The following is a 19,229-nucleotide window of genomic DNA, read 5'->3' as shown; positions in this document are numbered from 1 at the left end:
GCGCCTATCCTGCCGGGTCGTCCGGCGCCAGCGCGAGGGCCGTCGCCACCAGCCCGACGTGGCTGAACGCCTGCGGGAAGTTGCCCAGCTGCCGCCGTGCCACCGGGTCGTACTCCTCCGCCAGCAGCCCCACGTCGTTGCGCAGCTCCAGCAGCCGTTCGAACAGCTCCCGCGCCTCCTGCACGCGGCCCATCATGCGCAGCGCGTCCGCCATCCAGAACGAGCAGGCGAGGAACGTCCCCTCCCCGCCGGGCAGCCCGTCCACCGCGATCCCGTCGGTGCCGTACCGGCGGATGAAGCCGTGGTGCCCCAGCTCCGCCCGCACCGCCTCCACCGTGCCGACCACCCGCGGGTCGTCCGGCGGGAGGAAGCCGACCCGCGGGATCATCAGCGTCGCCGCGTCCAGCTCCGCCGACCCGTACGCCTGGGTGAACGTGTTGCGCACCGGGTCGTAGCCCCGCTCGCACACCTCCCGGTGCACCTCGTCGCGCATCGCCCGCCACCGCGCCACGTCCCCCGGCAGGGACGGGTCCTGCTCCAGCGTGCGCACCGCCCGGTCGGCCGCCACCCACGCCATGACCTTCGAGTGCACGAAGTGCCGGCGCGGCCCGCGCACCTCCCACAGCCCCTCGTCCGGCTGGCGCCACGTCGACTCCAGGAACCCCAGCAGGCTCAGCTGCAGCGCCCACGCCTGCCGCTGCGGCGCCATCCCCACCTCGCGCGCCAGCTCCAGCGAGTCCATCACCTCGCCGTACACGTCGAGCTGGAGCTGCTTCACGGCGGCGTTGCCGATCCGGACCGGGCGCGCCCCGCCGTAGCCGCGCAGCCACGGCACCTCGGTCTCGGGGAGCCGCCGCTCGCCCCCCAGGCCGTACATGATCTGGAGGTCCGCCGGGTTGCCCGCGACGGCCCGCAGCAGCCAGTCCCGCCAGGCGGCGGCCTCCTCCACGTACCCGGCCGACAGCAGCGCCCGCAGGGTCAGCGTCGAGTCGCGCAGCCAGCAGTAGCGGTAGTCCCAGTTCCGTACGCCGCCCAGCTCCTCCGGCAGGGACGTGGTCGCGGCGGCGACGATCCCGCCGGTCGGCGCGTACGTGAGGGCCTTCAGCGTGATCAGCGAGCGCATCACCGCCTCCCGGTACGGCCCCTCGTACGTGCACCGCGCCGACCAGGACTTCCAGTCCTCCAGGGTGTGCTCCAACGCCTCGTACGGGTCGACGAGCGGCGGGCGCGGTTCGTGGGAGGGGTGCCAGGTGAGGCAGAACGCGACCTTCTCGCCGGGGCCGACCGTGAACGACGAGCAGGTGCTGTACTGCTGGCCCCAGGTCTTCACCTCCGGTTCGCTGCGCAGCCAGACGGAGTCGGGGCCGGCGACGGCGACCCGGTGGCCGTCGGAGCGCCGCATCCACGGCACGACCGACCCGTAGTCGAAGCGCAGGCGCAGCACGGACGACACCTCGACCCGGCCGGCCACGCCCTCCACGATCCGCATCACGTCGGGCGCGCGGTCGCGGTGCGGCATGAAGTCGACGACGCGCACGGTGCCGGTGCGGGTCTCCCACACGGACTCCAGGACCAGGGAATCGCCCACGTAGCTCCGCCGGGTGCAGGTCCGGGCACCGGCGGGCGCGATCCGCCAGTGGCCGTTGTTCTCGTCGCCCAGGAGCGCGGCGAAGCAGGCACCGGAGTCGAAGCGGGGCAGGCAGAGCCAGTCGATCGAACCGTCCCTGCCCACCAGAGCGGCGGTCTGCAGATCGCCGATGAGGGCATAGTCCTCGATGTGTTGGGTCACGTCCTGGCGTGTTCCCACGGCGGAGAAGCGCCAATCAGTCAGCCCGCCCCGCGGGGCGCGTGACCTGCGGCGGCGTACCGCGCCGTGTGGGCCGTGTCACAGGGGCGCGGGGTCAGGCGCCCGCGGGCTCCCGCGCGGCCGGCGCGCCCTCCGCCTCCGCGGAACCGCCCCCCTCGGCCGCCGCCCGGTCGCGGCGCTCCCGGCGGACCAGGACGACCCACCCCACGGGGACGCCCGCGGCGAACAGCCACCACTGAACGGCGTACGCCATGTGGGCGCCGATGGAGTCGTGGTCCGGGTCCGGGATCGGCTCGGGGGAGCCCCCGGTCGGGGCGGGCTCCGTCAGCTCCAGGTAGCCGCCGAGCACCTGCCGGTCCAGCCGCTCGGCCTGCTGCCGACTGTTGATGAGCATGACCTGGCGCGGCGGCAGGCCCCGCAGGTCCTTGATGCCGCTGCTGCCGGTCGTCTGGTCGGCCATGAGCCGGCCGACCACCGTGACCCTGCCCCTCGGGGCGGGCGGCACGTCCGGGTACGCCCTCTGGTCCGAGGCGGCGGGGACCCAGCCGCGGTTGACGAGGACGGCCCGCCCGTCGTCGAGGACGAGCGGGGTCAGGACGTGCATGCCGACCCGGTCGTCGGCGTTGGTGCGGCGGCGGACGACGACCTCGTGGGCCGTGTCGAACGTGCCGGTCGCGGTCGCGCGGCGCCAGTAGTCGGCGCGCGGGACCGTGTGCCCGGGCGAGGTGAGCTCGGTCACGGGGACCGGTTCCGCCTTCAGGTTGTCCGCGATCAGGGCGTTCTGGGCGACCCGGCGCTCGTGCCGGTGGAACTGCCAGAAACCCAGCTCGACCATCACCGGGATCAGGACGAGGGCGACGAGGGTGAGGATCACCCACTGCCGGGACAACAGGAAGCGGTACACCCCACGACCGTACCTCCGCCGCCGCCGGGTCCCGTCCCCGGGTCACACCCTGTCGACGATTCCCACCTTGCCCTCCGCGCGGGCGCAGTGCGCGCCGCAGTACCAGCGGCCGTCCGCCTCGACGCCCTGCCCGATGATCTGGACGCGGCAGTGCTCGCAGATGGGCGCCATGCGGTGGATGGCGCAGGCGAAACAGTCGAAGACGTGCACGGCGCCCTGCGCGTGCACCTCGAAGGACATGCCGTACTCGTTCCCGCAGACCTCACAACGTGCCATGCGCCACAGGGTGCGCGGGCGGCGGTCGGAACGGAGGGCGGCGCGCCCGGCCGTCACCCGTTCGACCGGACGACCTCCGCGGCTCAGCCGTCGGCCGGGGCGACGTCCCGGAGGAGATGGGTGAAGGCGGCCTCGTCGACGACGGGCGTGCCGAACGACTTCGCCTTGAGGACCTTCGACGTGCCCGCGTCCGGGTCGTTGGTGACCAGCAGGCTGGTCAGCCGCGAGACGCTGGTCGCCACGTGCAGCCCCGCCTCCACGGCCCGGTCCTCCAGCAGCTCGCGCTCGACGGACGTGTCGCCCGAGAACGCCACCCGCATGCCCTGCTTGAGCGGTTTGTCCGACTCGTACCGCCCGGGGTTGGGGTATGGGCACGCCGGACGCTTCCGCGCCGGGCGCCAGCCGCCGGACCCGTACGCGGCCTGACGGCCGATCCGAGGCGTCCCCGCGGTGGGCGGCGCCGACCACTCGACGAGCGGGCGGCACTCCAGCAGCGGCAGCCGCACGCCGCGCTCGGCCGCCGCGCGCAGGCTCGGTCGGAACGCCTCCGCCAGCACCCGCGCGTCGTCCAGCGCGTGGTGGGCCTGCCGCTGGCGGACGCCGAAGTGGGCGGCGAGCGACTCCAGCTTCATGTTGGGCAGCGGCAGCGCCAGCTCCTTCGCCAGCGCCATGGTGCACAGCCGCTGCCGCACCGGCGCGGTGCGCTCCGCGCGGGCGTACTCGCGGGCGATCATCGTCCAGTCGAAGTACGCGTTGTGCGCGACCAGGACCCGGCCGTCGAGCCGCTCCGAGAACGCGGCGGCCACGTCGGCGAAGAGCGGCGCGCCCTCCAGCACGTCGCTCGTCAGCCCGTGGATCCATACCGGCCCCGGGTCGCGCTCCGGGTTGACCAGCGTGTACCAGTGGTCCTCCACCTCGCCGCGCGCGTCGAGCCGGTAGACGGCGGCGGACACTATCCGGTCGTGCGCGGAGAGCCCGGTGGTCTCCACGTCGACGACCGCGTACCCCTGCGGGTAGGCGGGTGGCCACGCTGCTGCTGTCGTACGGTCGTCGAGCATGGTTACTGAGGATAGAGCCCGCCACCGACACCCCCGGCCCCGGGCGCGCGGAGCCCGCCCTCCCGCACGGGACGCGCGGAGCGCGTGGGTCGCAGGGGATGCGAGGGGCATGCGGGGTGCGCGGGACGCACGGGGCGCACGGGGTGCGTGGCCGGTCCGGACACCCGAGCGGCGGGGCGGGCGGCGGAGCGGCGGGGCGGGCGCCCGAGCGGCGGGGCGGGCAGCCGAGGCGGGGCGGGCGCCCGGTTCGCGTACGGCCGTGCCACGCGTCGGCCAGCGTGCCGTTTCCCGACGGGCCCGCGCGCGGATGAGACGCTCGGCGTCGTGACGGAACCGACGGCGCGGGAGGCGCACGCGGACGGCCTGGGGGCGCGGCTCAACTGGCTGCGCGCCGCCGTCCTCGGGGCGAACGACGGGATCGTGTCCACCGCCGGGCTCGTCGTGGGCGTCGCGGGCGCCACCGGCGAGCGCTCCGCCCTCCTGACCGCAGGGCTGGCCGGGCTGCTCGCCGGGTCCATGTCGATGGCGGTCGGCGAGTACGTGTCCGTGTCCACGCAGCGCGACTCGGAGAAGGCGGCCCTGGCGGTGGAGCGGCGGGAGCTGCGGGAACAGCCGGAGGCCGAACTCGACGAGCTGACCGACCTGCTCGCCGAGCGCGGGCTGTCCCGGGACGTCGCGCGCGAGGCCGCCGAACAACTGACGGAACGTGACGCGCTGCGCGCCCACGCGCGCGTGGAGCTGGGCATCGACCCTGACGACCTGACGAACCCGTGGCACGCCGCCGCCGCGAGCTTCCTCGCCTTCACGGTCGGCGCGCTGCTGCCGCTGCTCGCCATCGTCTGCCCGCCCGCCCCCGCCCGGCTGTGGGTCACCGTCGTGTCGGTCCTCGCCGCGCTCACGCTGACCGGCTGGTCGAGCGCCCGCCTCGGCGCGGCGCCCGTCCGCCCGGCGGTGGTGCGGGTGGTGGGCGGGGGAGCGGTGGCCATGGCCGTGACGTACGCGGCGGGCTCGCTGCTGGGCGCGGCCGGGGTCTAGCGGTGCCGCCGCGGGGGCGCACGACCGCGTACGCCGCCGAGGGCCCGCCGGGGCCTGTTGACGGACCGTCTCGCATACTTGTCGGTAACGACCTCTGGCCCCGGTCCGGCGCCCGGTCCTACCGTGCTCGCATGTCGCCGAACCTGCCCGACGCCGTGCTGTGGTCGATACCCGCCTTCGTCCTGCTCACCGCCCTGGAGGCGGTGAGTTACCGGCTGCGCCCCGACGAGGGCGCCGCCGGGTACGAGGCCAAGGACTCCGCCACCAGCGTCGGCATGGGCCTCGGCAGCGTCGTCTTCGACCTGCTGTGGAAGGTGCCGGCCCTGGCGCTGTTCACCGCCGTCCACGAGATCACCCCGGCCCGGGTTCCCGTGGTCTGGTGGACGCTCCCGCTGATGCTGCTCGCGCAGGACTTCCTCTACTACTGGTCCCACCGCGGCCACCACGTCGTCCGCGTCCTGTGGGCCTGCCACGTCGTCCACCACTCCAGCCGTAGGTTCAACCTCACGACCGCGCTGCGCCAGCCGTGGACCTCGCTCACCGTCTGGCCGTTCTTCCTGCCGATGGTCGCCTGCGGAGTGCCCCCCGCCGCGGTCTTCTTCTGCTACTCCGTCAACCTCGTGTACCAGTTCTGGGTGCACACCGAGCGGATCGGCAGGCTGCCCCGGCCCGTCGAGTACGTCTTCAACACCCCCTCCCACCACCGGGTGCACCACGCCTCCCAGGGCGGCTACCTCGACCGGAACTTCGGCGGCATCCTCATCCTCTGGGACCGGCTGTTCGGGTCCTTCGCGGCCGAGGCCGAACGGCCCGTCTACGGCCTCACCAAGAACATCGACACGTACAACCCGCTGCGCGTCGCCACCCACGAGTACGCCGCCATCGCCCGCGACCTGCGCGCCGCCCGGTCCTGGCGGGAGCGCGCGGGCCGGGTCTTCCGGGGGCCCGGCTGGGAGCCCGCACCCCCGCCGTCCGGGGCCGGCCCCGCCGCCCCGCGGGAGCGCGCCGCGTGAGCCGCGGGCGCCCGGCCGGGCTCCTGGGGGCGGCGTTCGCCGCGGCCCTCACCGCCGACCTCCTCGCCCTGCTCGCCGGCTCCGGCACGGGGCACCTGGTCGCCAAGCCGCTGCTGATGCCGCTCCTCGCGGCGTACGCGGCCGTGCGCGGCGCGCCGCGGACCCTGCTCGCCGCCCTCCTCCTCGGCTGGGGCGGCGACGTGTGCCTGCTGTCCGACGGCGAGGGGGCGTTCCTCGCCGGGATGGGCTCCTTCGCCGCCGGGCACGTCTGCTACCTGCTGCTGTTCGGCCGGGTCCGTACGTCCCCGGCGCTCGGCGCCTGCTACGCCGCGGTCCTCGTCGCCGTCGTCGCCCTGCTGTGGCCCGGTCTCCCCGCCGGCCTGCGGGTCCCGGTCGCCGGGTACGCGCTGCTGCTGACCGCGACGGCGTACCGCGCGAGCGGCCTCGGCCCGGCCGCGGGGGCGGGCGGCGCGCTGTTCCTGCTGTCCGACACGCTCATCGCGGCCGGCGTCGCCGCGTGGCCGCAGCCGCCCGTACCCGACTTCTGGATCATGCTCACCTACGGGGCGGCCCAGTACCTCCTGGTCACGGGGGTCCTCACGCCGTCCAACGCGGCGCGTCCGCTCCCCACCGGCCCGGCGGCCGTGCCCAGTCGGCGGGGCCGCCCTCGTAGCTGACGGGGGAGAGGGCGTGGCGCAGCCGGCCCGCGGGGGCGTCCCGCTCCCGCAGCCAGGGCCCGGGCTCGTACGGCTCCCCGGCGGGTCCCCGCCCGGCCGGCGGCTCCCCGGGCGGGGACGACTCGGGATCCGTACCGTGCGCCAGCCAGTGTGCGGTCTGCGCCAGCGACGCTTCCACCAGCCAGGTCCCGCCGTCCCGCCGCCGCTCCGTCAGGGCGCGCAGCACCGCGGCGGCCACCAGGTAGCCCGTGCCGTGGTCGAGGGCCTGCGCCGGGAGCACCCCCGGCGACCCCCTGTCGCCCTCCCGCAGGGCGATCCCCGTCGCCGCCTGGACCAGGCTGTCGAAGCCGCGCCGTCCGCCCCAGGGCCCGTACGCGCCCCACGCCGACAACCGCGCGACCACCAGGCCGGGGCGGCGCTCGGCCAGCGCCCCGGGGGCGAGCCCGAACCGGTCCAGCGCGCCCGGCCGGTAGCCGGTCACCACCACGTCGGCCGCCGCCAGCAACTCGTCGAAGACCCGCCGGTCCGCGCTCCGCCCCAGGTCCAGGAGGGTCGACCGCTTGCCGAGGCCCGTGTCGTCGTGGGCCTGCGGGCTCTCCGGCAGCCCCGGCGCGTCCACCCGCAGCACGTCCGCGCCCAGCAGCGCCAGCGTCCGCGTGGCGACCGGCCCGGCCAACACCCGCGTCAGGTCCAGCACCCGCACCCCGGCGCACGGCGACGCCGCGCCGGCCCCGGCCGCCCGCCGCACCGGCCCGGGCGCCCCGTCCCGCCGCTCCAGCGCCAGCAGTGGCCGCTCCGCCACCAGGGCGCCCTGCTCCAGGGCGGCCCACGCGGCGGCGTCCCGCACGGCGACGGCCAGGCCGCCGGCCCCGTGGACGGTGTCCTCCACCTCCGCCGCGCGCCGCCCCGCCAGGGCCTTTGCCACCGCCTCGGTACGGGCGCCGGCCGGCAACCCCAGCGCGGTCAGCAACCGGCCCTGGTGGTGCGGGTAGTTGGCGTGGACGCGCACCCACCCGTCGGCCGTGCGCCAGAACCGGGACAGCGGCGCGAACCCGTCCCACGCCCGCCCGTCCAGCCGTACGAACCGCTCGCTGCGGAAGGCCGTCGCCACCGCGCGGTCGTCCACCCGCACCCGCGGCAGCGGCCCCCCGCGGAGGTCGGCGGCGAGCTCTGCGGCTGCCAGCGCGCACACCGCGACGGCGGCGCGCGCCGCCTCCAGCACCGGCAGGCGTGCGGGCAGCACACCCGGTACGCGGGTGTACGACACCCGTTCCAGCGCCCCCTGATCGGCACCGAGTGCCGCCCACGCCTGAGTGATTGTCCTGTTCATCCCTCGATCATGGCGCTGAGTGCCATTTCCTGGGAAGGTCCTGGTCGGCTCTGGACGGCCCTGGACGGTTCCAGACGGGAAAGGGCCCGGGCGCGGTTCGCACGCCCGGGCCCCTCCCCGGCCAGGTCGGACCAGGTCGGACCGGTTCAGACCAGAACAGATCAGATCGGGCCGGGCCCGATCAGGCCCGCGTCACCAGCGCACCGCGTCCAGCGCGTCGATCAGGCCGGCGCCGTAGAAGCCGTTGTGACGCTTCCCGCCCTCGCACACCGCGTCGACCGTGCCGTCGCCGTTGATGTCGTACGGGTTCGCGCACTCCCGGTCGTCGGCCTGCGCGGCCATCAGCGCCTTCACCACCGCGGGGGTGGCGCGGGGGTGCTTCGACTTGATCAGCGCCGCGACGCCCGCGGCGTGCGGGGCGGCCATGGACGTGCCGGCCTTGTAGTTGTAGCCGCCGTTGACCGTGGTCGACAGGATCCGGCCGTTCTCGGCGGGGGCCTGCGGCCTCTGGTACTCGGTCCGGTCGCCGCCCGGGGCGGCGATGTCGACGACCCCCAGGCCGTAGTTCGAGTACGACGCCTTCAGGTCCTTGGCGCCGGTCGACGAGACGGTGACGACGCCGGGAAGCATCGCCGGGATGTCGGGGCACTCGCCCGGGTCGACGACGCGGTCGGCCGGCGTCGTGTCGTTCGGGCTCGTGGAGTCCGTGATCGCGTCGGACGCCAGGTCGTGGGACGAGTTGCCGGCCGAGGCGACGTGGACCGCGCCCTTGCGCTCCGAGTACCGCGTGGCGCGCTGCAGCGCCTCGACGAGGGCGCCCTGGTCCGGGTCGTTCTTGCAGTTGTACAGCCACGGGTCGACGTAGTAGCTGTTGTTGGTCACCTCGACGCCGCGCTCGGCCGCCCACATGAAGGCGCAGACGACGGCCTCGGTGTAGAAGAACCCGTCCGGGTTCGACACCTTGATGCCGGAGACCTTCACGCCCGGCGCGACGCCGGTGACGCCGACGCCGTTCTTCGCGGCGGCGATCGTCCCGGCGACGTGGGTGCCGTGGTCGCTCTCGCCCGGCGCGGGGCGCCAGGAGCCCTCGGTCGTGTCGGGCCTGCCGGTCACGCAGTTCGCGGACGCGGCGCGGTCGAAGTTGGGCGCCAGGTCCGGGTGGGTGTCGTCGACCCCCGTGTCGATCACCGCGACGGTGACCTTCCCGCTGCCGAGGCTGATGGCGTGCGCCTTGTCCGCCTTGATGGCGGGCAGGCTCCACTGCATCGGCTCCAGCGGGTCCTGGCCGGCGTCCGCCGCGGCGGCGGACGCGCGCGCCGCGGCCGCGGAGAGCGGCTCGGAGGCCTCGCCGGTCTCCGTGGTGGCGACCGGCGTCAGCGGCGCGGTGCGCGTCGCGCCCGCCGACTGCACGCCCCTGACGGCGCGGACGGTCTGTGCGAACGCCGGGTTCCGGGAGTGCGCCACGATGACGCCGATCGCGTCGTACGAGGCCACCACCGTGCCGCCGGCCGCGGCTATCGCCTTCTTCGCCTTGGCGGTGTGGTGACCGCCCTCCGTGTTCACCACGTACGAGAGGTTCGGGCCGTCCGAGGTGACGGCGGCCGGAACGCCCTCGGCCGGTGAGGCCGAGGCGGCACCGGCCGGCAGGAAGCCGAGCGAGGCCGTGAGCGCCAGGCCGACGGGCAGAACGAGTGCGCGCCCGCGCCTGGTTCCCAGATGAGCCATGGGTTCTCCACATCATCCGTGACATCCGCCCGCACACCGGCTGGGCGGGTACATGACGAGCGAAGCTACCGCCGACCGTCCCCGGCCAGCAATGAGTTCGGTGAAGAAAACAGGCGGAAAGAAGACGCGGGGTGAACCGCGTCGTGTCGCACTCCGTGACGTTGTCAGGGGAGGGAGCCCGAACGGCTCCCCGGCACCCGTGAGGTGACCCCGCCCCTGTCCACCGCACCCGCGCAGCGAGGAGTTCCCGTGGCCACCGAAGCACCACCGCCCCGAGAGGGCGCGGACACCGCTCCCGTCCAGCCCCCGACGGAGGCGTTCCTCCGGACCCAGGAGAGCGAGGAGTTCGGCGAACTGCGCCGTACGTACCGCTCCTTCGCCTTCCCGCTCACCGTCGCCTTCATCGCCTGGTACCTGCTCTACGTGCTGCTCTCCAACTACGCGGGCGGCCTCATGGGCACCAAGGTGGTCGGGAACATCAACGTGGCGCTCGTGCTGGGCATCGCCCAGTTCGTGACGACGTTCCTCATCGCCTGGTTCTACGCGCGGCACGCGGCCGTGAAACTCGACCCCAAGGCCGAGGCCATCAAGACCCGCATGGAGAACGAACTGCGCCCGGAGGCCGACGCATGAGCACCCTCACCCTCGCCGCCGCCGGAGCCGCGAGCGAGCACCGCCCGCTGATCATCACCCTCTTCGCCTGCTTCGTCGTCGCGACCCTCTTCATCACCGTGTGGGCCGGCCGGCAGACCAAGAGCGCCGCCGACTTCTACGCCGGCGGCCGGCAGTTCACCGGCTTCCAGAACGGCCTCGCCATCTCCGGCGACTACATGTCCGCCGCGTCGTTCCTCGGCATCGCCGGCGCCATCGCCCTCTTCGGCTACGACGGCTTCCTCTACTCCATCGGCTTCCTCGTCGCCTGGCTGGTCGCCCTGCTGCTCGTCGCCGAGCCGCTGCGCAACTCCGGCCGCTTCACGATGGGCGACGTCCTCGCGTACCGGATGCGCCAGCGGCCCGTCCGCACCGCCGCCGGCACGTCCACCATCGTCGTGTCGATCTTCTACCTGCTGGCGCAGATGGCCGGCGCCGGCGTCCTCGTCTCGCTGCTGCTGGGCATCACCAGCGACACCGGCAAGATCGCCATCGTGGCACTGGTCGGCGTACTGATGATCGTCTACGTGACCATCGGCGGGATGAAGGGCACCACGTGGGTGCAGATGGTCAAGGCCGTCCTGCTCATCGCGGGCACCCTGCTCATCACCTTCCTGGTGCTGCTGAAGTACGGCTTCAACATCTCCGAGCTGCTCGGCAAGGCCGCCGAGAACAGCGGCAAGGGCGCCGCCTTCCTGGAGCCCGGCCTCAAGTACGGCGCCACCGCCACCTCGAAGCTGGACTTCATCTCGCTCGGCATCGCCCTGGTCCTCGGCACCGCCGGACTGCCGCACATCCTCATCCGCTTCTACACCGTGCCCACCGCCAAGGCCGCCCGCAAGTCCGTCAACTGGGCCATCGGCATCATCGGCGCCTTCTACCTGATGACGATCGCGCTCGGCTTCGGCGCCGCCGCCATCGTCGGCCCGGCCGAGATCACCGCGTCGAACAAGGCCGGCAACACCGCCGCCCCGCTGCTCGCCCTGCACATCGGCGGGGCGGACTCCGCGGGCGGCGCGATCCTGCTCGCCGTGATCTCGGCGGTGGCCTTCGCGACGATCCTCGCCGTCGTCGCCGGGCTCACCCTCGCCTCGTCCTCGTCGTTCGCGCACGACATCTACGCCAACGTCATCCGCAGGGGCCAGGCGACCGAGCAGGAGGAGGTCCGCGCCGCCCGCTGGGCGACCGTCTTCATCGGCGTCGTCTCCATCGCGCTCGGCGCGCTCGCCCGCGACCTCAACGTCGCCGGACTCGTCGCCCTCGCGTTCGCGGTCGCCGCCTCCGCCAACCTGCCGACGATCCTCTACAGCCTGTTCTGGAAGCGCTTCACCACCCAGGGCGCCCTGTGGTCGATCTACGGCGGCCTGACCGCCTCCGTCCTCCTCGTCCTGTTCTCCCCGGTCGTCTCCGGCAAGGCCAGCTCGATGTTCCCGGACGTCGACTTCGCCTGGTTCCCGCTGGAGAACCCCGGCCTCATCTCCATCCCGCTGGGCTTCCTGCTCGGCTGGCTCGGCTCCCTCCTGTCGAAGGAGCGGCCCGACAAGGGCAAGTACGCCGAGCTGGAGGTCAAGTCCCTCACCGGTGTCGGAGCGCACTGAACCGCGCACCCCGAGCCACCGCCGGCGGCCGTGTCGTAGGACCCTACGACACGGCCCCGCCGCTTCCTGGGGCAAACGGCCCGTGAGGGGGAGCGCGAGGTCGCGTAGGCTCAAAGGAGGACCGGGGGGAACAGCCGGTCGAACGGGAGGGCGTCCACCGTGCTCATCGACACCTACGGCCGTGTGGCCACCGACCTTCGGGTCTCGCTCACGGACCGGTGCAACCTGCGTTGCACGTACTGCATGCCCGAGGAGGGACTGCAGTGGCTGGCCAAGCCGGACCTCCTCACGGACGACGAGATCGTCCGCCTCATCCGGATCGCCGTCACCGACCTCGGCGTCACCGAGGTCCGCTTCACCGGCGGCGAGCCCCTGCTGCGCCCCGGCCTGGTCGGCATCGTCGAGCGGTGCGCCGCCCTGGAGCCCCGCCCCAGGATGTCGCTGACCACCAACGGCATCGGCCTCAAGCGCACCGCCACCGCCCTCAAGGCCGCCGGCCTCGACCGCGTCAACGTCTCCCTGGACACGCTGCGCCCCGACGTCTTCAAGGCCCTCACCCGCCGCGACCGCCACCACGACGTCCTGGACGGCCTGGCCGCCGCCCGCGACGCCGGCCTCACCCCCGTCAAGGTCAACACGGTGCTGATGCCGGGACTCAACGACGACGAGGCCCCCGACCTGCTTGCCTGGGCCGTCGCCCACGACTACGAGCTGCGGTTCATCGAGCAGATGCCCCTCGACGCCCAGCACGGCTGGAAGCGCGACGGCATGATCACCGCCGGGGACATCCTCGCCTCCCTGCGGACCCGTTTCACGCTCACCCCGGAAGCCGGCGAGGAGCGCGGCTCCGCGCCCGCCGAGCGGTGGATCGTCGACGGCGGACCGCACCGCGTCGGCGTGATCGCCTCCGTCACCCGCCCGTTCTGCCGCGCCTGCGACCGCACCCGTCTCACCGCCGACGGCCAGGTCCGCACCTGCCTCTTCGCCCGCGAGGAGACCGACCTGCGCGCCGCGCTGCGCTCCGGCGCGCCGGACGGGGAGATCGCCCGCATCTGGCGGCAGGCCATGTGGGGCAAGAAGGCCGGTTCCGGCCTGGACGACCCGGAGTTCCTCCAGCCCGACCGCCCGATGTCAGCGATCGGCGGCTGACCCCGGCCCCGACGGCGCCTCCCATTCGGCCAGCGTCACGACGTCCTTCAGGAACCCGCGCACGCCGAGGAACTGCGACAGGTGCTCCCGGTGCTCCTCGCACGCCAGCCACGTCTTGCGGCGCTCGGGAGCGTGCAGCTTCGGGTTGTTCCACGCCAGCACCCACACGGCGGAGGCCCGGCAGCCCTTGGCGGAACAGATCGGGTGGTTCTCGTCGCTCACAGCACATGTCCCAACGGCCCTGTACGGACAAAGGCGACGCCGGGCAGCCACGGGGGGAGCTGCCCGGCGTCGGTCCGTCGCTCCGACGGGGGATGCGGAGCGCCTACGCAGTATGTCACGCACAACCCGGTGAGGTGCACCGGAACTTCACTATTGATCTGAGCTTTTCTTGAGCTTTGCGCACCGCCGGCACGGCCCCGCGCCGCCGCCGGGCTCATCCCCGCCCGGGCCCCGCGTCCCCCGGCCGCTCCCCGGCGGCTTCCGCCGCGCCTTCCGCAGCGCCTTCCGCCTGGGGATTCGGCGCCTCCAGCACCGGGTGCGCCACCGGGGGCACCGACACGAACGTGGACGGCAGCTTCGGCGCCGTCTCCCGCCCGGCGTTCGCGATCACCACCGCGACGTACGGCAGGACGGCGCCGAGCACCAGCGCCACGATCGCCACATGCCGCTCGACGTTCCACAGTGACGCCGCCGCGATCACCGACAGCGTGCGGACCGACATCGAGATCACGTACCGCCGCTGCCGGCCGCGGACGTCGTCCGCCAGTCCCTGCCGGGCACCCGTGATCGTGAAGACCTGGGCGCCGCCGTGCTTCCGCATCGCGTTCCACCACCGACCGTGCGCGCCGGTCGCTCCCCGGACCGGACCTCCTTCCACGGTACGCCCGCTCTCCGCCGGCGCCGCCCCCGGCCCCGTCCGTATCCCTCATGCGAATGACGTACGAACACCTCCGACATGCGCCGTACGCGCTATGGGTCGAAACTGTCAGGGACTGCTCACGTCGATCCGTTCCGAGGAGGCAGCCATGGGCTGGTTGTGGGCGATTATCGTGGGATTCGTGCTGGGCCTGCTGGCCAAGGCCATCATTCCGGGCAAACAGCACAGCCCACTCTGGCTGATCACCGTCTTCGGCATCATCGGCGCCATCGTCGGCAACGCCCTGGCGCGAGCGTTCGGGATCGAGGCGACCCCCGGCATCGACTGGGGGCGGCACGCCCTCCAGGTCGTCGCCGCCGTGATCGTCGTCGGACTCGGCGACATGCTGTACATGGCCATGCGCGGCAATCGCCAGCGCGCCTGATCGGCCGGCGCACCCCACCCGAGGAGCCCGACCGGCCCGGCGGGCACCGACACGAACGGGGGCGGCCCGGGAGCACGAAGCTCCCGGGCCGCCCGCCCGCTCGACGCGGCATCCGCCCGCTCGACGCGGCATCCGCCCGCTCGACGCGGCATCCGCCCGCTCGACGCGGCGCCCGGCCGGCTCAGCCGGCCGTGACCTCGACCGCCGCCAGGTTCTTCTTGCCCCGGCGCAGCACGAGCCAGCGCCCGTGCAGCAGGTCACCGGCGGACACCTCGGCGTCCTCGGCGGTCACCTTCACGTTGTTCACGTAGGCGCCGCCCTCCTTCACCGTGCGCCGCGCCGCCGACTTGCTCGGTGCGAGGCCGACCTCGGCGAACAGGTCCACCACCGGGCCCGGCTCCGCGACCGCGGCCCTCGGCAGCTCCGCCAGCGCCGCCGCCAGCGTCGCCTCGTCCAGCTCCGCCAGCTCGCCCTGGCCGAACAGCGCCTTCGACGCGGCGATCACGGCGGCGCACTGCTCCGCGCCGTGCACCAGCGCGGTCAGCTCCTCGGCCAGCGCGCGCTGCGCCGTACGGGCCTGCGGGCGCTCCTCGGTGACCTTCTCCAGCTCCTCCAGCTCCTCGCGGCTCTTGAAGCTGAGGATCCGCATGTACCGCGAGACGTCCCGGTCGTCCACGTTCAGCCAGAACTGGTAGAACGCGTACGGCGTGGTCATCTCCGGGTCCAGCCAGACGGCGCCGCCCTCGGTCTTGCCGAACTTGGTGCCGTCCGCCTTCGTCATCAGCGGCGTCGCCAGCGCGTGCGCCTCCGCCTCCGGCTCCAGGCGGTGGATCAGGTCGAGCCCGGCCGTGAGGTTGCCCCACTGGTCGCTGCCGCCCTGCTGGAGGACGCAGCCGTACCGCCGGTACAGCTCCAGGAAGTCCATGCCCTGGAGCAGCTGGTACGAGAACTCGGTGTAGCTGATGCCCTGCTCGGACTCCAGGCGCCGGGCCACCGAGTCCTTGGTGAGCATCTTGTTGACCCGGAAGTGCTTGCCGACGTCCCGCAGGAACTCGATGGCGGACATCCCGCCCGTCCAGTCGAGGTTGTTGACCATCGTGGCCGCGTTGTCGCCCTCGAAGGACAGGAACGGCTCGATCTGCGAGCGCACCCGCTCCACCCACGCCGCGACCGTCTCCGGGGAGTTCAGCGTGCGCTCGGCGGTCGGCTTGGGGTCGCCGATCTGCCCCGTCGCCCCGCCCACCAGCGCCAGCGGGCGGTGGCCCGCCAGCTGGAGCCGGCGCATGGTGAGCACCTGCACCAGATGTCCCACGTGCAGGCTGGGGGCGGTCGGGTCGAAGCCGCAATAGAACGTGACCGGACCGTCCGCGAGAGCCTTGCGCAGGGCCTCCTCGTCGGTGGACTGGGCGAACAGCCCGCGCCACTTGAGCTCGTCGACGATGTCCGTCACGGGTCTCTTGCCTCCTCGATGGATAGCGGTCGGTCCCGCCAGTCTATGGGCGTCAGACGCCCTGGCTGACCGAACTCATGTGGAAATCCGGCACCCGCAGCGGCGGCATCGCGGCCCGCGTGAACCAGTCGCCCCACTCCCGCGGCAGCGTCCGCTCCGTCCGCCCCGCCTCGGACACCCGTCCGAGCAGGTCCACCGGCGACTCGTTGAACCGGAAGTTGTTCACCTCGGCGACCACCTCGCCGCCCTCGACCAGGTACACGCCGTCCCTGGTCAGACCGGTCAGCAGCAGCGTCGCCGGGTCGACCTCGCGGATGTACCAGAGGCAGGTCAGCAGCAGTCCCCGCCCGGTCGCGGCCACCATCTCCTCCAGCGACCGGTCGCCCCCGCCCTCCAGGACGAGGTTGCCCGGGCCCGGAGCCACCGGTGACCGGGTCAGCGCCGCGCTGTGCCGGGTCGTGACCAGCCGCTCCAGCCGACCCTCCCGGATCCAGTCGACCGGCTCCAGCGGCAGCCCGTTGTCGAACACCGACGCGTCGTCGCCCGACGTGTGCGCGATCACGAACGGCGCCGACTCCAGGCCCGGCTCCGCGGGGTCGCTGCGCAGCGTCAGCGGCAGCGACGCCAGCCGCTCCCCGACCCGGGTGCCGCCGCCCGGCCGGGAGAACACCGTCCGGCCCTCCGCCGCGTCCCGGGCCGTCGCCGACCACTGCTGGTAGACCAGCAGGTCCGCCACCGCGGTCGGCGGCAGCAGCGTCTCGTAACGGCCCGCCGGCAGCTCCACCCGGCGCCGCGCCCAGCCCAGCCGCCGCGCCAGGTCCTCGTCCATCGCCAGCGGGTCCACGTCCGTGAAGTCCCGCGTGGCCCGCCCGGCCCACGCCGAGCGTGTGCGGTCCGGCGACTTCGCGTTCAGCTCCAGCGTCCCGTTCGGCTGGTCGTGCCGCAGCCGCAGCCCCGTGGACGTGCCCAGGTACGTGGAGGTCAGCTCGTGGCTGGCGAACCCGTACAGCTCGCGCCCCCCGGCCCGGGCCCGGCCGAAGGCCTCGCCCAGCGCCGGTGCGAACTCCCCGAACACCTCCGACGACGTCTCGGCCGGCGCGTCCCGGAAGCCCGGCGACTCCGGGACCCCGGCGACCAGCGGCTGCGCGTCCTCGGCGGGGCCCGCCGCGCGCGCCGCCGCCTCCGCCGCCCGCACCAGCGGCTCCAGCTCGTCGGCGGTCACCGCCGACCGGGACACCACGCCCGACGCCGTGCCCTCGGCCCCGTCGACCGTCGCGACGACCGTGAGCGTGCGCCCCCGGGTGACGCCGTTGGTGGTCAGGGCGTTTCCGGCCCAGCGCAGGTTCGCGGAGGAGTGCTCGTCCGCGAGGACGACGCACCCGTCGGCGCGCGACAGCTCCAGCGCCCGCTCCACGATCTCGTACGGCTTGCTCACGCGACTCATCGACCGGCCTCCCGCGCCGTGTGGAGACTGTGCTTGCCCGGGGGGCGTCCCCCGGACCCCCGGCAGATCTCGTTCCGCCCGTTCATCGACCCGCCTCCCGCGCCGTGTGGAGACTGTGCTTGCCCGGGGGGCGTCCCCCGGACCCCCGGCAGATCTCGTTCCGCCCGTTCATCGACCCGCCTCCCGCGCCGTGTTGAGGATGTTCACGCCCCGGAACAGGGCGGAGGGGCAGCCGTGCGAGACCGCCGCGATCTGCCCCGGCTGGGCCTTGCCGCAGTTGAAGGCGCCGCCCAGGACGTACGTCTGCGGACCGCCGACCTTCTCCAGCGACCCCCAGAAGTCCGTCGTCGTCGCCTGGTACGCCACGTCCCGCAGCTGCCCCGCCAGCCGGCCGTTCTCGATGCGGAAGAACCGCTGCCCGGTGAACTGGAAGTTGTACCGCTGCATGTCGATCGACCACGACCGGTCGCCGACCACGTAGACGCCCCGCTCGACGCCGCCGATCAGGTCCTCCGTCGACAGCCCGCCCGGCTCCGGCAGCAGCGACACGTTCGCCATCCGCTGCACCGGCACGTGCGAGGGCGAATCCGCGAACGCGCACCCGTTGGACCGGCCCAGCCCCGTCAGCCGCGCGATCCGCCGGTCCAGCTGGTAGCCGACCAGCACCCCGTCCCGCACCAGGTCCCAGGACTGCGCCTCGACGCCCTCGTCGTCGTACCCGATCGTCGCGAGCCCGTGCTCCGCCGTGCGGTCGCCCGTCACGTTCATCACGGGCGAGCCGTACCGCAGCTCGCCCAGCCGGTCGAAGGTCGCGAACGACGTGCCCGCGTACGCCGCCTCGTACCCCAGCGCCCGGTCCAGCTCGGTCGCGTGCCCGACCGACTCGTGGATCGTCAGCCACAGGTTCGACGGGTCGACGACCAGGTCGTACGTCCCCGCCTCCACGCTCGGCGCCCGCATCTTCTCGGTCAGCAGCGCCGGGATCTCCTCCAGCTCCGCGTCCCAGTCCCAGCCGGTGCCCGTCAGGTACTCCCAGCCGCGCCCGGCCGGCGGCGCCAGCGTCCGCATCGACTCGAACTCGCCGCTCGTCGCGTCCACCGCGACCGCCGTCAGCTGCGGGTGCAGCCGCACTCGCTGCTGCGTGGTGACCGTTCCCGCCGTGTCCGCGTAGAACTTGTTCTCGTGGACGGTCAGCAGCGACGCGTCCACGTGCGCCACGCCCTCCGCGCGCAGCAGCCGCGCGCTCCACTCCGCCAGCAGTCCGGCCTTGTCGGCGTCCGGCACGGAGAACGGGTCGATCTCGTACGAGGAGACCCACGTCCGGTCCGCGTGCACCGGCTCGTCCGCCAGCTCCACCCTCTCCCCGCTCCCGGAGGCCGCGATCACCCGCGCCGACAGCTTCGCCATGGCCACCGCCTGGGAGGCGACCTTCGCGGCGGCGTCCATGGAGAGGTCGACGCCCGAGGCGAACCCCCACGCCCCGCCGTGCACCACCCGCACCGCGTACCCCAGGTCCGTCGTGTCCGACGATCCGGCCGGCCTCGCGTCCCGCAGTCGCCAGGAGGCGCTGCGCACCCGCTCGAACCGGAAGTCGGCGTGCTCGGCGCCGAGCGCCCTGGCCCGTGCGAGCGCCGCGTCCGCGAGCGCCCGCAGGGGCAGGGCGAGGAACGCCTCATCGATGTCATGGGCCACAGGCGGCCTTCCCTTCACACGTGGTCGCGTCCGTCGTCACCACTATGGCGATCACTATGGCGCAGGGGAACGCCGACTGTAGAGATCCGACAGTCAGGGCACCGAGGCGCTGTCGG

At 73.7% G+C, this 19,229-nt stretch carries 18 protein-coding genes; 7 read left to right on the top strand and 11 right to left on the bottom strand.

The window, feature by feature from the left end; genetic code table 11:
- Positions 1–4 precede the first annotated feature (4 nt).
- The 4 genes from RND61_RS26020 to RND61_RS26005 form a co-directional block, all read right to left on the bottom strand.
- Positions 5–1,789, bottom strand: coding sequence for a glycoside hydrolase family 15 protein (locus RND61_RS26020; protein ID WP_315880540.1), 1,785 nt, complete (start codon positions 1,787–1,789; stop codon positions 5–7).
- Positions 1,790–1,901: 112 nt separating this feature from the next.
- The gene (locus RND61_RS26015; protein ID WP_315880539.1) at positions 1,902–2,711 is read right to left on the bottom strand and encodes an SURF1 family cytochrome oxidase biogenesis protein; all 810 of its coding nucleotides are present in this window, start codon (positions 2,709–2,711) and stop codon (positions 1,902–1,904) included.
- A 42-nt stretch (positions 2,712–2,753) separates the two neighbouring features.
- Complete coding sequence (locus RND61_RS26010; RefSeq protein WP_315880538.1) at positions 2,754–2,987, bottom strand: hypothetical protein; 234 nt, start codon at positions 2,985–2,987, stop codon at positions 2,754–2,756.
- A gap of 83 nt (positions 2,988–3,070) precedes the next feature.
- The gene (locus RND61_RS26005) at positions 3,071–4,045 is read right to left on the bottom strand and encodes a DEDDh family exonuclease (protein WP_315880537.1); all 975 of its coding nucleotides are present in this window, start codon (positions 4,043–4,045) and stop codon (positions 3,071–3,073) included.
- A gap of 324 nt (positions 4,046–4,369) precedes the next feature.
- Here RND61_RS26005 and RND61_RS26000 point away from each other — a divergent pair, with 324 nt between their 5' ends.
- From RND61_RS26000 to RND61_RS25990, 3 genes are all read left to right on the top strand, one after another.
- On the top strand, positions 4,370–5,080 hold the full coding sequence (locus tag RND61_RS26000) for a VIT1/CCC1 transporter family protein (RefSeq protein ID WP_315880536.1): 711 nt from the start codon (positions 4,370–4,372) through the stop codon (positions 5,078–5,080).
- A gap of 131 nt (positions 5,081–5,211) precedes the next feature.
- The gene (locus tag RND61_RS25995) at positions 5,212–6,093 is read left to right on the top strand and encodes a sterol desaturase family protein (RefSeq protein WP_315880535.1); all 882 of its coding nucleotides are present in this window, start codon (positions 5,212–5,214) and stop codon (positions 6,091–6,093) included.
- Positions 6,090–6,770 carry a lysoplasmalogenase gene (locus tag RND61_RS25990; protein ID WP_315880534.1) on the top strand — a complete coding sequence of 227 codons (681 nt, stop codon included), beginning with the start codon at positions 6,090–6,092 and terminating at the stop codon, positions 6,768–6,770. Before RND61_RS25995 ends, RND61_RS25990 begins: the two co-directional genes overlap by 4 nt.
- On the opposite strand, the gene RND61_RS25985 is transcribed toward RND61_RS25990, so the two are convergent.
- Positions 6,691–8,100 carry a CoA transferase gene (locus tag RND61_RS25985; protein WP_315880533.1) on the bottom strand — a complete coding sequence of 470 codons (1,410 nt, stop codon included), beginning with the start codon at positions 8,098–8,100 and terminating at the stop codon, positions 6,691–6,693. The genes RND61_RS25990 and RND61_RS25985 overlap by 80 nt on opposite strands.
- A 192-nt stretch (positions 8,101–8,292) precedes the next feature.
- Entirely contained in the window at positions 8,293–9,825 is a 1,533-nt protein-coding gene (locus tag RND61_RS25980) for a S8 family peptidase (protein WP_315880532.1), read from the bottom strand.
- 249 nt (positions 9,826–10,074) lie between these two features.
- Between RND61_RS25980 and RND61_RS25975 the strand changes: the two genes are divergently transcribed.
- The 3 genes from RND61_RS25975 to moaA all read left to right on the top strand — a co-directional run bounded on the left by RND61_RS25975 (position 10,075) and on the right by moaA (position 13,223).
- Positions 10,075–10,458 carry a DUF485 domain-containing protein gene (locus RND61_RS25975; protein ID WP_315880531.1) on the top strand — a complete coding sequence of 128 codons (384 nt, stop codon included), beginning with the start codon at positions 10,075–10,077 and terminating at the stop codon, positions 10,456–10,458.
- Positions 10,455–12,074: a solute symporter family protein gene (locus RND61_RS25970; RefSeq protein ID WP_315880530.1), complete on the top strand. Its 1,620-nt coding sequence runs from the start codon at positions 10,455–10,457 to the stop codon at positions 12,072–12,074. Before RND61_RS25975 ends, RND61_RS25970 begins: the two co-directional genes overlap by 4 nt.
- Before the next feature lie 159 nt (positions 12,075–12,233).
- A complete protein-coding gene (moaA, locus tag RND61_RS25965; protein ID WP_315880529.1) occupies positions 12,234–13,223 on the top strand; it encodes a GTP 3',8-cyclase MoaA in 990 nt (329 codons plus the stop codon).
- Here the strand turns inward: moaA and RND61_RS25960 are convergent.
- Together RND61_RS25960 and RND61_RS25955 are read right to left on the bottom strand one after the other, a co-directional pair.
- Positions 13,206–13,445 carry a hypothetical protein gene (locus RND61_RS25960; protein ID WP_315880528.1) on the bottom strand — a complete coding sequence of 80 codons (240 nt, stop codon included), beginning with the start codon at positions 13,443–13,445 and terminating at the stop codon, positions 13,206–13,208. The genes moaA and RND61_RS25960 overlap by 18 nt on opposite strands.
- A 214-nt stretch (positions 13,446–13,659) precedes the next feature.
- A complete protein-coding gene (locus tag RND61_RS25955; RefSeq protein ID WP_315880527.1) occupies positions 13,660–14,046 on the bottom strand; it encodes a DUF3099 domain-containing protein in 387 nt (128 codons plus the stop codon).
- 205 nt (positions 14,047–14,251) lie between these two features.
- Here RND61_RS25955 and RND61_RS25950 point away from each other — a divergent pair, with 205 nt between their 5' ends.
- Positions 14,252–14,527 carry a GlsB/YeaQ/YmgE family stress response membrane protein gene (locus RND61_RS25950; protein ID WP_315880526.1) on the top strand — a complete coding sequence of 92 codons (276 nt, stop codon included), beginning with the start codon at positions 14,252–14,254 and terminating at the stop codon, positions 14,525–14,527.
- A gap of 181 nt (positions 14,528–14,708) precedes the next feature.
- Here the strand turns inward: RND61_RS25950 and tyrS are convergent, their stop codons facing one another.
- From tyrS to RND61_RS25935, 3 genes are all read right to left on the bottom strand, one after another.
- The gene (gene tyrS, locus RND61_RS25945) at positions 14,709–15,977 is read right to left on the bottom strand and encodes a tyrosine--tRNA ligase (protein WP_315880525.1); all 1,269 of its coding nucleotides are present in this window, start codon (positions 15,975–15,977) and stop codon (positions 14,709–14,711) included.
- 52 nt (positions 15,978–16,029) lie between these two features.
- Positions 16,030–17,421: a metallopeptidase TldD-related protein gene (locus RND61_RS25940; RefSeq protein WP_315880524.1), complete on the bottom strand. Its 1,392-nt coding sequence runs from the start codon at positions 17,419–17,421 to the stop codon at positions 16,030–16,032.
- Positions 17,422–17,589: 168 nt separating this feature from the next.
- Positions 17,590–19,113: a TldD/PmbA family protein gene (locus RND61_RS25935; protein ID WP_315880523.1), complete on the bottom strand. Its 1,524-nt coding sequence runs from the start codon at positions 19,111–19,113 to the stop codon at positions 17,590–17,592.
- Positions 19,114–19,229: the final 116 nt, after the last annotated feature.

The sequence above is a fragment of the Streptomyces tamarix genome, from assembly GCF_032423885.1.
Lineage (GTDB): Bacteria > Actinomycetota > Actinomycetes > Streptomycetales > Streptomycetaceae > Streptomyces > Streptomyces tamarix.
This window is presented reverse-complemented; position numbering and strand designations above follow the sequence as displayed.

Bases quoted from the DNA above. Each gene is read 5' to 3' on its own strand.
- RND61_RS26010 (WP_315880538.1), bottom strand. From the start codon at position 2,987: ATGGCACGTTGTGAGGTCTGCGGGAACGAGTACGGCATGTCCTTCGAG.
- RND61_RS26005 (WP_315880537.1), bottom strand. From the start codon at position 4,045: ATGCTCGACGACCGTACGACAGCAGCAGCGTGGCCACCCGCCTACCCG.
- RND61_RS25995 (WP_315880535.1), top strand. From the start codon at position 5,212: ATGTCGCCGAACCTGCCCGACGCCGTGCTGTGGTCGATACCCGCCTTC.
- RND61_RS25985 (WP_315880533.1), bottom strand. From the start codon at position 8,100: ATGAACAGGACAATCACTCAGGCGTGGGCGGCACTCGGTGCCGATCAG.
- RND61_RS25980 (WP_315880532.1), bottom strand. From the start codon at position 9,825: ATGGCTCATCTGGGAACCAGGCGCGGGCGCGCACTCGTTCTGCCCGTC.
- RND61_RS25970 (WP_315880530.1), top strand. From the start codon at position 10,455: ATGAGCACCCTCACCCTCGCCGCCGCCGGAGCCGCGAGCGAGCACCGC.
- RND61_RS25955 (WP_315880527.1), bottom strand. From the start codon at position 14,046: ATGCGGAAGCACGGCGGCGCCCAGGTCTTCACGATCACGGGTGCCCGG.
- RND61_RS25950 (WP_315880526.1), top strand. From the start codon at position 14,252: ATGGGCTGGTTGTGGGCGATTATCGTGGGATTCGTGCTGGGCCTGCTG.
- RND61_RS25940 (WP_315880524.1), bottom strand. From the start codon at position 17,421: ATGAGTCGCGTGAGCAAGCCGTACGAGATCGTGGAGCGGGCGCTGGAG.